Genomic DNA, 15,386 nt, shown 5'->3' with positions numbered 1-15,386 from the left:
AGGTCAAGCGAAATGAAGATCGGTGAACTAGCGGCCAAAACCGCCATGGCGCCTTCAGCTATCCGCTTCTACGAACAAAGCGGTTTGCTGCCGCCCGTCGAGCGCGGCGCCAATGGTTATCGGGTCTATTCGGAGGTCGTATTAGAACGGCTTCTCGTCATTCAAATGGCGCAAAACCTGGGCTTCTCTCTCGACGCCATGCGAAGTGTCTTTGCAAATAACAAGGGCTTTCCGCAAGCGGAACTGCTAGACCGGCTGGATACGCGCCTCGATGAAATCGAGCAGATGATGGCTACGCTGCGATCGCAACGTGACGACCTTCGCGCTTTGCGTTCCACGCTTCGAAACACATGGGCCGAAGGTCAATGCGTCGACGTGGCGGACCTGGCCGCCGGCGTGCGCAAGCCGGCGCAGCGAAAGCCTGGCTTGAAGCGTCGGGTTGCCGTCTGAATAGGTAGATCGGGAAACGGCTTAGCCTCGAAACTTGAGCGTCTTGTGCAACTCGCCAACAGCGCTCGACCGCGGGTTCCGCCGCGTTGACGCGCCGTCAAAAGTCCCTATGCTAACTTCAGTGGACCAACCTGGCCTCGGGGAGGCAACCATGAAGAAAGCCCTTGGAATAACAGGCGCGGGCGATATTATTCGCCGGCACCAATCGACCTTGTTTGCGGAGATAGCGATCGCGTTTCCCGTCACTATCGCTTTGTGGCTCGGCGTCTACTATTTCCTGCCGCCGCTTAGCGGCATGGAAGATACGCTCGCCCGCCTCATGTTCGCTCTCAAATGCTGCTGCATTGCGATCCTTTTCTGCTTCCTCTCGGGCATTGAAGCAGTCGCGCATGAACGCTTGCGCTCGCCCGCCATCGACCCGTTGTCGGGTTATGAAACGCGTCGAATGACGATCAACCTTCGCTATCTCCAGCACACGCTCGAACAACTTGTGCTGTTTGTCCCCGGCCTGTTCGCGCTGGCCTTCTACTGTTCCGACGGACACTCGATGCGCGCGGTTGCCGCGACCACCGTGGTGTGGATCGCTACGCGTTTCGCTTTCTGGATTGGATACCACTATGGGTCGCAGCATCGCGCCATTGGCGCTCCCGGCATGATGCAAAGCATGCTGGTCCTCCTTTATGTCTGCGCGAGGATCGGCTATGAGATTGCGGGACCTGCCGGCGCTATCGCTCCACTCGTAGTGTTTGGCTGCGTGGAAGCTTTTCTCGTGCGTGCAACGAGGCCGGCCGGCGCTTGAACAGGTTCGGCTTGATTGATAACGGCTGCGGCTACGGCAAAGCCACGCTCGGTGGAGCTTATCTCACGGCTTGCAAGCGCCCAGCACTGGCGACATCATGATGGCGTTGCGTTTACTTACTGCTTACCCACCGCTTAACAAAGGAACGGCCAGATGTTTTCACATGTCTTTATAGGGGTCACCGACTTTGATCGCGCCTTCCGTTTCTACTCACCGATCATGGAAGCGTTGCGGCTGCTATTGAAGTTCCGCGAAAAAGACAGGCCTTGGGCTGGCTGGGTCGCAGCCGATGCGCCACGCCCTTTGTTCCTGATCGGAACCCCGTTCGATGGAAACGCTGCCAGCCCCGGCAATGGACAGATGGTCGCCCTTCTTGCACCCGATCGTGACATCGTCGATCGCTGCCATGCAAAGGCGCTGGCAAACGGAGGCCAGTGCGATGGCCCACCCGGTTTGCGGCCCGAATATCACCCGCATTACTACGGAGCGTACTTTCGCGACCCGGACGGAAACAAGATCTGCGTGTGCTGCCACGATCCCGCATGAGCGTGACGCAGAGTCATGCACGTATTGAGAAGCTGGCCGTGCAGAAAATATCAGATTGATTCAGGCCACCGGTAACCCAGCACCGAGGTTAGCGGATAGCTATTTTCGCGGACTTCCCCCAACTGATTGCCGCCGAACAGGTAAATGGCTTCAGCGTCATGGCGAAGATAAAAGCCGACGTGCCCCTTCCAGCCAGCAGGATCGTCTCGAAACAATACAACGATGCACCCGACCACCGGCGCTTCGAGGGCTCGTCCCCACTCGAGCCAGGAACGTGCGAGGGCCGATCCCGTGCCGCGGTGGCCGGTATTCGCGAGGCACCAGTTCAGGAACGACGAGCACCACGAGATCTTGTCGTCGTAGCCGGCCAGATTGGTGTGGCCGTTATATTCGACAATACGCGGATTACTTTCGCCCGGTCCGAAGGGCCGGACGCCACGCTCGGCGAAAGCCAAGGACAGCCATGCGGGTGCATCGATTTCGCTAGTCATGCCTGAGATCATTCTCCGCTGTACGTCGGGCTTAACGCGCTACTGCGATGCGTTCTGCCGCATCGATCCGCCGCCCACACTCTGCCCGGCATCCCGGGCAACCTTGAAGTAACCCCAGACGGACAGCAGCGTCAGCAAGCCAGCGAACAGGAACGCGAGCTGGAAGTCGTCGAGCGAGAAATGCATACCTTCTGCACTCGCCGTCTCACCGTTGATAAGCGCGGCAGCCCGCAAGGCCACGGCGCCATAGGCAATACCGAGCCCTATTGTCATCTGTGCGGCCGCACTCCATAACGTGCTCGCGGCACTCATCTGCGGAGCGCCCACGTCCGCGTAAGCAAGCGTCGCGAGCAAAGAAAATTGCATGGACCGCGCCACGCCATAGACGAAAACCACGATCAATACCCATGCCAGCGGCGAAAGAGGCGTAAGCAGGCCGCATATGATCGTGAATATTCCGGCGGTCGCGACCGCGACTATCGAGACGTACCTGAAGCCAAAGCGCCGCAGAATGCGCGTGGTCAGCGCTTTCATGCCGAGATTTCCAAGGGCACTGGCAAGTAACAAAAGGCCTGACTTGAAAGCGGAAAGACCGAAACCGATCTGGAACAGGAGCGGCATTAAATACGGCACGGCGCCAATGCCAATACGCGTTAGGGAACCGGTCAGGACCGTCACCGAATACGTCGGAATCTTCAGTGTCGAAAAATCGATCAACGGATGCGGATGACCCGCCGCGTAGCGAACCGCGGCGAAGCCGATCGCCAGGCCGGCAAGGACTACGCCGCCGGCAATCCATGGATTGCTGTTGGGTTGGCTGGCCAGTTCCGCACCGTACAGAATCGCCGTCAGGGCCGCGCCGCTCAGCACGAGGCCAATCACATCGAGTGGCTTGCGCTCAGCGCCGCGCAAGTTCGGAACAAGCATGGCGACGGCAATCAGCGCGCAGATTCCGAAGGGCACGTTCAACAGGAAAATCCAGCGCCACGACGCGTATGTAGTGATGAAACCGCCGACAGGTGGCCCCACGACCGGGGCTGCAATCGCAGGCCAGGTAATAGTAGAGATAGCCTGCATGAGGCGGCTTTTCTCCGTACTGCGGACCACGATAAGACGCCCCACCGGCACCATCATCGCGCCGCCTGCACCCTGCAGCAAACGCGCCGCCGTGAACTCCGCGACCGAGTTCGACAAGCCGCACAACACCGAAGCAATCACGAAGACGACGATCGCGCTAAAGAACACCGTACGCGAACCAACGCGGTCGGCCACCCAGCCGCTAACCGGAATGAAGATGGCCAGCGCGAGCATGTAGGCCGTCATCCCAATGCTCAGCGCGTTCGGGCCGACACCGAACGAATGAGCCATCTGCGGCAACGCGGTCGCAATGACGGTGGTGTCCAGATACTCCATGAAAAATGTTCCCGCGACTATGTAAGGCAGCCAGCGAGCGGCAGAAGGTGCAGGCAACGAACTGTTGCTCATCGGGAGTCCCGGTTGTATGGCGCTAAGGCGCCCGCGCCACCGCCTTTGCGATGCGCAATAGTTGACATTGACGCTACAGCAGCGCCGATCGATCTAGCGTTTACGTCATAGCTTACCTGAGCGGCTTGTCCAGGCGGTTAGTGCGAGTCGACCGACCGATTGCGATATTATCCGATCAAACCTCTCCCTGAAGAACACGCCATGATTACCTGCTACCTTCGCTACATTATCGAACCGTCCAGACTCAAGGAATTCGAAACCTACGGCAAGATGTGGATCCCGCTAGTCGAGAAATTCGGGGGCCAGCATCATGGTTATTTCTTGCCTTCGGAAGGCGCTAACAATGTCGCGCTGGCGTTGTTTTCATTTCCGAGTTTGTCGGCTTATGAAAGCTACCGTCAACAATCTCAGGGCGACCCGGAATGCCAGGCAGCATTCAAATATGCCGAAGAAACGCGATGCATCGTCAGCTACGAGCGCAGCTTCTTTCGTCCCGTCTTCGATTAAACGCAGACTGGAAATAAAAAAGCCGGGAAGAACTTCCCCGGCTCATTGAACCTCTCACTAAGCTTAAGCGCTAAGTCGCGGCCTTCCGGCTCACGATATCAAAGGCCGCATTCATTCGCTTAGAAGCGGTGACGCAGACCGATCGTTGCAGCAACCTGGCTATTGGTGGAAGACGCTGTCAAACCGTTGATATCGGCGGTCAGGCCAGAATCACCCGTACCGCTCACGTGCTGATACACGCCTTGCAGATAAACGTCGGTACGCTTGGACAATGCGTATGCGGTCTGCAGGGTGACCTGGTTGTATTTCGGGCTGACGCCGTCGATCTTTGCGTCCGTAAACGTATAAGCACCCGACAACGTCCATGCCGGCGTGAAGTTGTAGCGGCCGTTCACTTCATAGTTCGTAAACCGCGCGCTGCCGTTCGTCAGCGTGAGGTTACTTGCTGAACCTGCAGCGGATGCGCCAATGGCCGTCGCGTTATCCAGGTGCGTTTGAGAGAACACAAAACCGACGGTTGCAGCGCCGAATGCATAGCTAAGGCCCGCGCCGTAGGTGCGTTGGCGGCCCGCCAAGAACGTAGCGTCGGTGGTCACCGCGCCGGATGTGTTCAGGGTCGAGCCCCCACTGTTGAGCTGCATGTAGCTGGCAGCAACATTCAAAGGACCGTAGTTATACGATGTGCCAAGGCTGTATGCACGGTTGTCGGAGAAACCACCCGCGGCGTTCGAGAAACCATACAGGCCGCCGACCTTGAGACCGCCATAGTTGACGCTCTGGTACTTGACCGAGTTGTTGATGCGGAAGGAGTTGTCGAGGTTGTCGTTGTCAAACGGGTGAGCAGCCTGCGTACCGCCGAACTGCGTGCCCGTCAGCGCGAGCGGGCCGAGATAGTCGACAACCGAGTCGTACTGCCGGCCGAGGGTGACCGCACCGTACTGGTTACTCGACAAACCGACGAACGCCTGACGGCCGAACTCAGCGCCGTTCTGGCCGAACTTGCCAGTGTCGATATTAAAGCCATTCTCCAACGTGAAGATGGCCTTGAGGCCGCCGCCCAGGTCTTCAGAGCCACGCAGGCCCCATCGGCTGCCATTGACCTGGCCGCTGGTCGCCTGAACGTTCTTGGAACCGCTTTGGTTGTTTGTATAGGTGATGCCTGCGTCGATCAGGCCATAGAGGGTCACGCTGTTCTGAGCGTGTGCCGCTCCGGCGAAGGTGCCCATGACACCGAGAGCAAGAAGGGATTTCTTCATTTCAATTCTCCGAAAATACGATTGAGCAACGCGGTCTGCTTGCCCATTACCAAGGGCCACAAACTCCGCGTGTCTCGTCAGATAAACGTGCATCGCTGCACGTACTAATCGACGTCGCCGTGCGTCGATTAGACGGGCACCATTAAACAGCAGTGTTTTCCCAGGGCCGTTGGAAGCAGACAACAAGCCTCGTTACCAAGCGTTGCGCCGAGTAAAAAAAGTAACGCGATGGTTTGCATCAGGCAGCGAGCCTGAGTGCAAGTTATTACCCGGTAAACGGTTCTCTGGAAAGGCGTGCGCGGGTTAAGCCGTGCAACGATTGACAAGATGCGAGACACGATCAGCAGGTCGCCACGTACGTTCCGGTCATGGTGGGGAATATTCTGGAACATCTTGGGGATGCATAAAACGCGGCACGGCAGCCGTTTATGCAAAGGGACAAAGGGTCATGGTTCCATCGATTCACGATGAAGTTAGACGGTCTCATACGCTTGATGCGAATACGAGATACCCGATCAACTCCATGCTATTCCGTAGTTAACACCACCATAATTGCGCTATGGTTAAAACAAAATGAAACATAAGTATGAGATCGTGATGATGAAGCGGAACCGGTCGCTCAGCCGACCAAGCGAACCGCACCAAGTCCTCACCAATCATTTCACTCTGTCTCTTAGCAGAAACTCTGTTTCCATCGGCATGCCGTCTTGGCGCTCCTTTCTCACGCGTGAAAGAGACGCTCGAGCATCGCAACAAACCTGATCGGAAGCTTGCCCGGCAAGCCTGAGCGACTGTCTTACACCCGGCGTTCTTCTACACCACCAGGCCAGCTCGCCAAACCATCCCCTATTTCCGGTGAGAAATACGGTAACGAAGCCGTAACGCACCGAGTCACATTGCGGGCTACTTTAGTGACTCGTCTAGCGACTTGCACGCGAGGGCAGCAACCATGATGAAACATATTCTTTCCGCACCAGTTCTTGCAGCGGTTTTGCGAGCCAGTTCAACGCCACTGTTTTCAGAGATCCTCGTGACCGCGTCGACAGGACGAGATCGCGTGGCTTTTTTCCGCGATGCCGTCAGGAAGCCAGCCGCCTTCCGGCGAAATGGCACCCGGTAACGGCGGATTTTCGGTCTGTAATAGAACAGCAAGGTAGCTAGCTTGACCCCAGGTCGCTGCCAATTCTGTCAATACCTTACACAATAATAAGGATTACAAAATATGCCTCTAGTGAAAGACAAGGTTGACTCCCAGCGCAGCCCGGTTCAGGCGGAAAGCATCGACAAGGACGATCCGCCCGGGCCGGTGCGCGTTACTTCAATCGACCGGATCGAACTGGAATCCGACGGTAAACATATGGTGGTGCATAGCGAGCAATCCACGCTTACGTTCCACTACTCAGTGTTCCGGGAACTGCTCGCAGTGCTGCCCGCCGCGATCATGCAGTCGGAACGCATGCTTCGGCCAACGCCGCACATTAACTTCGCGATGGGCTGCGAAGGATGGGAACTTGGCGCTATCGATAACGGCAAAAGCCTGGTCCTCACGTTCCGCCTTCAGGGCGGTGCGGATATTTCATTCTGTCTTCCCCGAGAGCAAATCCCCCCCATGGTCGACGCGCTCATAGCCGCAGCACGACTCGTTCAGATTCCGACGCACGCCAGCGGCCCCTTGCAGTAATCCGCTAATGCAGCGCAGTTCGTGAGCGGCCCGAAACAGTGAGTTCAGGCCAGAAGCGGCACCGATCACGTCCGATACGACGACACGGATAGCAGAGCAACACATTCGGGCCGATATGCTCGTCAAGACCATCCAATGAAATTTAACTTCCGAAACTTACGCACCGCTCACTCAGTTGCCGCCATCGCATTGAATGCGTTCATTGCGCCGACCGTGTTTGCCGCGACCAGCAGCTTTGTCATCAAGGATATACAGATAGATGGCCTGAAGCGCATCGAGGCCGGGTCGGTCTTCGCCTACGTTCCGCTCAAACGAGGTGACGTCTTCTCGGACGATAAAGCGTCGGAAACCATTCGCGCACTCTATGCAACCGGCTTCTTCGACGACGTCCGGGTCGAGACGCAGGGTGACGTGGTCGTCGTGAAAGTACAGGAGCGCGCCGCCGTCTCGTCAATCGACTTCGCCGGTATTCACGAGTTCGACAAGGACAACCTGACCAAAGCATTGCATTCGGTCGGCCTGTCGCAAGGCAGCACTTACGACAAGGCCCTTGTCAGCAAAGCCGAACAGGAACTGAAGCGTCAATACCTGACACGGGGCTATTACGCCGCCGACGTGACTACGACGGTCACGCCGATCGACCGCAACCGCGTATCCATTTTGTTCTCCGTGACGGAAGGTCCGAGCGCGAAGATTCGCCAGATCAACTTCATAGGCAATCAGATCGCCAGCAGCCAGACACTGCTCGATGAAATGCAATTGTCGACCCCTAACTGGTTCTCGTGGTACACGAAGAACGACCTGTATGCGAAGGACAAGCTGACGGGGGATCTGGAGAACGTTCGCTCGTATTACCTGAACCGCGGGTATCTCGAGTTCAACATCGACTCCACGCAAGTGTCGATCTCGCCCGACAAGAAGGACATGTACCTGACCGTCACCATTCACGAGGGTGAGCCATACACCATTTCAAGCATCCAGCTTGCCGGCAATCTGCTCGATCGAGACGCCGAACTAAAAAAGCTTATCTCTATTCACGCTGGTGACCGTTTCTCGGCTGAAAAACTGAAAGCCATGACCCAGGCAGTAGTCGACAAGCTGGGCGAATATGGCTACGCGTTCGCGCAGGTCAATGCCCAGCCGGGGATCGATCAGGTCCATCACACTGTCGCGATCACGCTGCAGGTCGATCCGGGGCGCCGCGTGTATGTGCGTCGCGTGAATATTGAAGGTAATACGCGCACGCGCGACGAAGTGATCCGTCGCGAGATGCGCCAGATCGAAAGTTCATGGTTCGACAGCGCCCGTCTCAAGCTCTCGAAGGAGCGGATCGATCGCCTAGGCTATTTCACGAACACTGAGGTAACCACGACCCCCGTCCCAGGCACCAACGACGAGGTCGACGTGGACATCAAGGTGGAAGAGAAACCAACGGGCGCGATCACGCTGGGCGCCGGCTACGATTCGAGCGACAAGGTCGTGCTGTCGGCCGGTGTGTCGCAGGAAAACGTGTTCGGCTCCGGCACCACGCTGGCCGTCAACGTGAATACGGCACAGACGTACCGGACTTTGGCGGTGACCCAGACCGACCCCTACTTTACGATCGATGGTATCAAGCGCATTACCGACGTGTACTACAAAACCACCTATCCGCTCTATAACTTCAACGATACGAGTTTTCGAATCACGTCGGTCGGAGCGGATCTGAAGTTCGGCATTCCCTTCTCCGAATCGGATGTGGTTTATTTTGGTGCCGGCTTCGAACAGGACCGTTTCAATACGGACTCGTCAACGCCACAAAGCTACCTGAACTATGTGGCCGATTTCGGGCGCGTGGTGAACAACTATCCCGTGACCGCGGCCTGGTCGCACGACGCACGCGACAGCGCGCTGATACCGAGCAAAGGCTACTTCCTCCAGACCAATGCAGAGCTCGGAACGCCACTGGGAAATACCGAGTACTACAAATCAGATATCCAGGCTCAGTACTATTACACGCCGGCGAGAGGCTTTATTCTCGGACTGAATTTCCAGGCCGGTTACGGTCACGGCATAAGCGGCCAGGCCTATCCGATCTTCAAGAACTACTACGCTGGCGGTATTGGCTCGGTGCGGGGCTACGAATCCGGTTCGCTCGGACCGCGCGACGCCACGACCAACGACCCCATCGGCGGCTCGAAGATGGTCGTCGGAAATATTGAAATGACGTTCCCCCTGCCGGGCACCGGGTACGACCGGACGCTGCGGGTGTTCACCTTCGTTGACGGCGGCAATGTCTGGGGCAACGAAGGCAACAGCGTCGGCGCCAACGGTTTGCGCTACAGCTATGGCGCGGGGCTCGAGTGGATCTCACCCATCGGGCCGCTCAAGCTGGACGTCGGCTTCCCGATCGTGCGCCACTCGGGTGACCAGTATCAAATGTTCCAATTCCAGATCGGCACGTCGTTCTAACCCGTGGTTTCCGCAGAAACACCCATCGGGTTCACGCCGTGCATGCGTCATATCGCCGTCGCAGCGGCGATCGCCCTGTTCCTCGCGCCTTCGCCCGCTCGCGCGCAATTAAGCGGCGCGGCATCACAGGCCGAATCGATCGAACCGCCCTGGGGCCTGCGATTCGCGCCTGAAGTCACAGAACATCCGTTGCCGGCAAACTCGTCGCCCGCGGTGTTCGGTATCGGCGATTCGACGAATGGCGATGAGGATCGCGACATGTCGCTCAAGGGCAGCGGCGAGATACGGCGCGATGCGACCCTTGTGAAGGGCGACGCTGTCCACTACGACGTCGACCGTAACGTAGCCGATGCGTACGGCCACGTGCATGTGGTCGACGGCTACGACGTCTTCACCGGTCCGGAAGCCCATCTGCATGTCGATGCCAACGAGGGCACCATGACAACGCCGACCTACCACTTCCATCTGACGGGTGGCTCGGGTAGTGCCGAGCGCATCGACCTGATCGATAACGAGCGTTCAGTCGTGCATCACGGCACTTACACCGCGTGCCAATGCGAAGACGATCCAGCCTGGTACCTCAAGGCTTCGCGTTTCGACATGGACCAGGGATCGGACGAAGGCATCGCCCACAACGGCGTACTGTTCTTCCAAGGCGTGCCTATCTTCGCCAGCCCGTGGTTGTCGTTTCCGTTGTCCGGGAATCGCCAGAGCGGCCTCCTTCCGCCGACTTTTTCACTGAGTTCAACGAATGGATTCGACCTTACCCTCCCGTATTATTTCAACATTGCGCCGAACTATGACCTGACGTTGACACCACGCATCATGTCCAAACGGGGCGTCATGCTGACAACGAATTTTCGCTATCTGACGCCCACGTATTCGGGCACCGCGACCATCTCGTATCTGCCCAGCGACGCGATCACCAAGACCAACCGCTATTCGATCAACATCCAGCACAATCAGAACTTCGGTGACGGTTTCGGCGCGTACATCAATTATTCGAGTGTGTCGGACGTCAACGTCACGACGGACCTGAGCGCCAATAACGCTTCGCTGGTCAACGGGCAGGACATCTTCCAGCAGGAAGCGGGCGTGACCTATAACAACGGTCCATGGTCAGTGCTCGCACGCGTCCAGCGCTGGCAGTCGTTCAGTACGTCGCCGCCCTACAATCGCGACCCGGAACTCGACGTCAAGTACGCCAAGTACAATGCCGGCGGATTTGATTTCGGCGCCGAGGCGGACGTCACGCGGTTCAGCATTTCGACCGCCGACTCCACTGAAGGCAGCCGCTTCACGTTCAATCCGTTTGTCAGCTATCCGCTGTCCGGGCCGGGATGGTTCATTACGCCAAAGGTTCAGTGGCACTACGTTGCGTACGACCTGACCTCAATCGGAAGCGGCGCGCCGACGGGGCAGCCAAATAACTTCTCGTTCAATGTGCCCACCTTCAGCCTGGACTCCGGGCTCGTGTTCGAACGCAGCGTGCGCCTGTTCGGGACGGACTATATCCAGACGCTGGAACCCCGGCTGTACTACGTCTATACGCCCTACCGGAACCAGACCTTCGCACCGGTCTTCGACACAGGCGAGGAGGACTTTGGACTGGCGCAGATTTTCACCGACAACACCTTCGTCGGCGGCGACCGGGTCGCCGACCTGAACCGGCTCACTGCTGCTGTGACGACACGGTTCATCAACCAGGCTACCGGAGACGAACGCGCCCGCTTCGTGATCGCGCAGGAATACTATTTCACCAATCCGCAAGTCGTGCTGGAGTCGGGCGAATCCGTGACCGATGTCCGCGGCACCGACATCATTGTTGGAGGGTCAATCAAGATCGGCGCCGGCTTCTCGACCGAGCAGGCGGTCCAGTACGACGAGCAGCATGACCGGTTCGACCGGACGACCTCCGGCTTCACCTGGAAGCCGGCGGATCGTGAGGTGGTCAGCCTTGCCTACCGGTATACACGTGCCGACGAGGACCTCGAGAACGAGGCGGAGAACCAGATTGTCGCGTCAGGACAATGGCCGCTGAGCCGCAGGCTTTACGCCGTGGGCCAGGCCAATTTCGACATAGTCGCTCATCACCTTGTGGCGGGGCTGCTCGGCGTTCAGTACGACGCAGACTGCTGGTCGCTCAGCCTGGCGGTGCAAAAATACACCAACGTGTCCACCACAACGAGCGTAGCCAGCAGCGCGACCCGCGTGTTGTTACAGCTTCAACTCAAAGGGCTGACGAAAGTCGATAACGGACTGTCCTCACAATTCCGCGCGAGCATTCCCGGCTATACGCCGCTGCCTTCGCCAGCTGCGCCCGAGTCGCGGTTCTCGGACTACGAATGACGATGGACTGCAGGATTGCCGTCCTGCACGCGTGCGGCACTTCTCTGTCACAGTAGAGGGCTGCAAGCCAGTTCAACTCATTGACGACCCGATTCTCATGACCCTCCGCGACAATGACGTTCCTCCCGCACTCGAATGTCGCGGCTTGAGCAAAGCCTACGGCGCAGGCCGCGTGCTGCTGGCAAGTCTCGACTTCGCACTCGATCCCGGGGAGTTTGTCGCGGTCATGGGCGACTCGGGCGTCGGCAAGTCGACGCTTTTGAACCTGATCGCGGGCCTCGATACCGCCGACAGCGGCGAGGTGCTGATCGACGGTACGTCCATCTCGAGTCTCGACGATGACGCCGCCACCCGCCTTCGCCGGCAAAAACTCGGCTTCGTATTCCAGGCATTTCACGTCCTGCCGCATCTGACGCTGGTTCAGAATGTCGCGCTGCCATTGCTGCTCAACAACACCGCCCCGTCCCGCGCGCTCGACTTGCTGGAGGCAGTTGGTCTGGGCGGTCGCGGCGACGACTTTCCGCGGCAACTCTCCGGCGGAGAACTGCAGCGTGTCGCCATCGCACGCGCGCTCGTGCACCGGCCCACGCTGATCCTGGCCGACGAACCGACGGGCAACCTGGACCCCGATACCGCGCATGAAGTGCTCTCGTTGTTCCGTGCAGAGATCAAGGCGAACGGCGCCGCCGCGATCATGGTCACCCACTCCATGGCCGCGGCGGCCAGTGCGGACCGGATCCTTATCCTGAGCGAGCATGGCCTGCATGCCGGTGAATAAGCCCGTGACGCAATCCTCCCGGCGTATTGCAGGTAGCCGGCTCCTCGCGCGTTGGCTGCTAGGTGCGGAGTGGCGCAGTCATCCGGCTCGCGCGATAGTGGCCATCGCTACGATCGCGCTGGGCGTGGCGCTCGGTTATGCCGTGCAGCTCATCAACAGCGCTGCATTCAACGAGTTCTCCGCGGCGGCCAAGAGTCTCTCCGGCGAGGCTGACTTACAGGTGCGCGGTGCGCAGCCACACTTCGATGAAAGCTGGTACCCGCGTCTTGCAACGGAAGCGGGCGTGGCTTTGGCCAGCCCCGTACTAGACCTGGATGTGACCGTGCCCGGCCAGAGCGCCGCGTTGAAAGTGCTTGGCATCGACGTCTTCAGGGCAAGCCGTATCACGCCGGAACTGATCGGTGTGCCTTCGGCGCAGCGTCCGCTCGATACCCTTTCCGACGACGCCATCTTCCTCTCGCCCGCAGCGCAACAGTGGCTTCACGCAGCACCCGGCGAGCATGTCGCGCTGCGTAGCGGCACGTCGACCGTGCAATTTCGGGTAGCGGGCGGCATCGTCAGGACACGGCCCGGTCAACGTATTGCGGTGATGGACATTGCCGCCGCTCAGTGGCGTTTCGGTCTTGAAGGGAAACTCTCGCGCGTCGACCTGCAACTCGAGCGCGGCGTCGATCGGGATCGCTTCAAACGCGAGCTGCAAGAGCGGCTTGGCAGTCAACTGGTCGTAGCCGAAACGCGTGACGATGAAAGCCGGACCGATCGCTTGTCGCGCGCTTATCGCATCAACATGAATGTGCTCGCGCTCGTGGCCCTTTTTACCGGCGCGTTCCTCGTATTCTCGACGCAAGCGTTAGCGGTCGTCCGGCGCCGCGCGCAGTTCGCGATGCTTCGCGTATTGGGTTTTACACGCGGTCAGCTTCTACGCCAGATCCTGATGGAAGGGGCGCTTCTCGGGGTGATCGGTTCCGTACTCGGTCTGGCACTGGGTTATGCGCTGTCGAGCGTCGCACTGCGTTTCTTCGGCAGCGACCTTGGCGGCGGCTACTTTCCGGGCGTGCAGCCTCATGTCGGCTTCGAGCCCGTTGCAAGCGCGGTGTTTCTCGCGTTGGGCGTCGGCGTCTCGGTGCTCGGCAGTCTCGTACCGGCGCTGGAGGCGGCGCGGGCAAGGCCAGCCGCCGCGCTCAAAGCCGGCAGTGAAGAAGGCGCGCTGGCAAGGCTGGCAACGCCCTGGCCTGCGCTTGCTTGCCTCGCTGTTGCGGGAATACTGGCGCTCTTGCCACCGCTATTCGATGTCCCCATCCTCGGTTATCTCGCCGTCGCGCTGTTGCTGATCGGCGGTATCGCGCTGATGCCGCGTTGCACGGCGATCGTGTTCACCGCGCTCAGCCGCCGGCGTACGAAACGCCGTACGCGCGCCACCACCACGTTGGCGCTCGCCCGGCTCGCGAATGCCCCGGGGCAGGCATCCATCGCCATGGGCGGCGTTCTGTCGAGCTTTGCGCTGATCGTCGCGATGGCCATCATGGTCGCGAGTTTCCGTGTGTCGGTGGATGAGTGGCTGACCCATCTCCTGTCCGCCGATCTATACGTTCGTGTCGCGCCCAATGGCGACACCGGCGGTCTGAGTCCTGACGAACAAGCGGCGCTCGCTGCGACTCCAGGCGTAAAGAACGCTGCGTTCACCCGCACGTCCCATCTCACGCTCGATCCTGCGCGTCCGGCCGTGGCCTTGCTAGCGCGCGACATCGACGCAGCCGATCCCGGTGCATTGATGCAGATGACCGGCCCAGTGCTTCCACCATCAACCCTGAACGACGGCGAGACACCGATCTGGGTGTCGGAGGCAATGGTCGATTTGTATCAGTACAGGCTTGGACAACGGCTTCGGTTATCCATTGGCGCGTCTGGCGGGACGTTCGTTGTGGCAGGCATTTGGCGCGACTATGTGCGGCAAACCGGCGCGATCCAGTTGCGCCTTGCCGACTACAGACGCTTGACGGGTGATACAGGAGCCACCGACGTAGCCGTCACGATCAAGCGCGGCGCAAGCGTAGAAAGTGTCATTGCGAGCCTGCGAAAACTGCCCTTCGGCACCGCGATGGAGTTTGCTCAACCCGGCGACATCCGCGCCCGGACGCTAACGATTTTCGACCGGAGCTTCGCGGTGACCTATCTGCTGGAAGCGGTGGCGATCGTGATCGGGCTGTTCGGCGTGGCGGCCACATTCTCCGCGCAAACACTCGCTCGCGCGCGGGAGTTCGGCATGCTGCGGCACGTTGGTGTGACGCGTCGTCAGGTGCTGGTCATCCTCGCGGCTGAGGGCGGTATGCTGACTGCGCTCGGGATTGCAGTGGGATTTATCCTCGGCTGGGCAATCAGTCTCGTGCTGGTCTTCGTCGTCAATCCGCAGTCGTTCCACTGGAGCATGTCGATGCATATCCCATGGTCTGTGTTGAGCACGGTTGCGCTGGTGATGCTGATCTCGTCATGTGCGACAGCTGTGGTTGCAGGGCGCAAGGCGGTATCGATCGATGCGGTGCGTGCCGTCAAGGAGGACTGGTAATGCGTGGTCTTCGAACATTGTTAAGCCAGG

12 protein-coding genes are annotated in these 15,386 nt (G+C 59.1%); 9 read left to right on the top strand and 3 right to left on the bottom strand.

Annotated elements, in window-relative coordinates:
- Window positions 1-12: 12 nt before the first annotated feature.
- The 3 genes from EOS_RS24150 to EOS_RS24140 all read left to right on the top strand — a co-directional run bounded on the left by EOS_RS24150 (window position 13) and on the right by EOS_RS24140 (window position 1,795).
- Window positions 13-450, top strand: coding sequence for a MerR family transcriptional regulator (locus EOS_RS24150; RefSeq protein WP_047849226.1), 438 nt, complete (start codon window positions 13-15; stop codon window positions 448-450).
- Between the two features lie 151 nt (window positions 451-601).
- Window positions 602-1,249, top strand: coding sequence for an MAPEG family protein (locus tag EOS_RS43655; RefSeq protein ID WP_053064025.1), 648 nt, complete (start codon window positions 602-604; stop codon window positions 1,247-1,249).
- A gap of 153 nt (window positions 1,250-1,402) precedes the next feature.
- Entirely contained in the window at window positions 1,403-1,795 is a 393-nt protein-coding gene (locus EOS_RS24140) for a VOC family protein (RefSeq protein WP_047849225.1), read from the top strand.
- Between the two features lie 50 nt (window positions 1,796-1,845).
- Here the strand turns inward: EOS_RS24140 and EOS_RS24135 are convergent, their stop codons facing one another.
- Together EOS_RS24135 and EOS_RS24130 are read right to left on the bottom strand one after the other, a co-directional pair.
- Complete coding sequence (locus EOS_RS24135; RefSeq protein WP_087881990.1) at window positions 1,846-2,286, bottom strand: TIGR02594 family protein; 441 nt, start codon at window positions 2,284-2,286, stop codon at window positions 1,846-1,848.
- Window positions 2,287-2,325: 39 nt separating this feature from the next.
- A complete protein-coding gene (locus EOS_RS24130) occupies window positions 2,326-3,771 on the bottom strand; it encodes an MFS transporter (protein ID WP_047849223.1) in 1,446 nt (481 codons plus the stop codon).
- Window positions 3,772-3,972: 201 nt separating this feature from the next.
- Between EOS_RS24130 and EOS_RS24125 the strand changes: the two genes are divergently transcribed.
- Window positions 3,973-4,278 (top strand): NIPSNAP family protein, encoded by a 306-nt coding sequence (locus EOS_RS24125; RefSeq protein WP_047849222.1) that lies wholly within the window; start codon window positions 3,973-3,975, stop codon window positions 4,276-4,278.
- A 119-nt stretch (window positions 4,279-4,397) separates the two neighbouring features.
- On the opposite strand, the gene EOS_RS24120 is transcribed toward EOS_RS24125, so the two are convergent.
- Window positions 4,398-5,534, bottom strand: a complete 1,137-nt coding sequence (locus tag EOS_RS24120; RefSeq protein WP_047849221.1) for a porin — start codon at window positions 5,532-5,534, stop codon at window positions 4,398-4,400.
- Between the two features lie 1,222 nt (window positions 5,535-6,756).
- Between EOS_RS24120 and EOS_RS24115 the strand changes: the two genes are divergently transcribed.
- The 5 genes from EOS_RS24115 to EOS_RS24095 all read left to right on the top strand — a co-directional run bounded on the left by EOS_RS24115 (window position 6,757) and on the right by EOS_RS24095 (window position 15,356).
- Window positions 6,757-7,215, top strand: coding sequence for a hypothetical protein (locus EOS_RS24115; RefSeq protein ID WP_053064024.1), 459 nt, complete (start codon window positions 6,757-6,759; stop codon window positions 7,213-7,215).
- Between the two features lie 135 nt (window positions 7,216-7,350).
- Window positions 7,351-9,666 (top strand): outer membrane protein assembly factor BamA, encoded by a 2,316-nt coding sequence (gene bamA, locus EOS_RS24110; RefSeq protein ID WP_047849220.1) that lies wholly within the window; start codon window positions 7,351-7,353, stop codon window positions 9,664-9,666.
- Window positions 9,667-9,708: 42 nt separating this feature from the next.
- Window positions 9,709-12,015 (top strand): LPS-assembly protein LptD, encoded by a 2,307-nt coding sequence (locus EOS_RS24105; RefSeq protein WP_047849219.1) that lies wholly within the window; start codon window positions 9,709-9,711, stop codon window positions 12,013-12,015.
- 97 nt (window positions 12,016-12,112) lie between these two features.
- The gene (locus tag EOS_RS24100; RefSeq protein WP_047849218.1) at window positions 12,113-12,793 is read left to right on the top strand and encodes an ABC transporter ATP-binding protein; all 681 of its coding nucleotides are present in this window, start codon (window positions 12,113-12,115) and stop codon (window positions 12,791-12,793) included.
- Window positions 12,794-12,797: 4 nt separating this feature from the next.
- Entirely contained in the window at window positions 12,798-15,356 is a 2,559-nt protein-coding gene (locus EOS_RS24095) for an FtsX-like permease family protein (protein ID WP_407639178.1), read from the top strand.
- Window positions 15,357-15,386: the final 30 nt, after the last annotated feature.

The sequence above is a fragment of the Caballeronia mineralivorans PML1(12) genome (genome assembly GCF_001028175.1).
Lineage (GTDB): Bacteria > Pseudomonadota > Gammaproteobacteria > Burkholderiales > Burkholderiaceae > Caballeronia > Caballeronia mineralivorans.
This window is presented reverse-complemented; position numbering and strand designations above follow the sequence as displayed.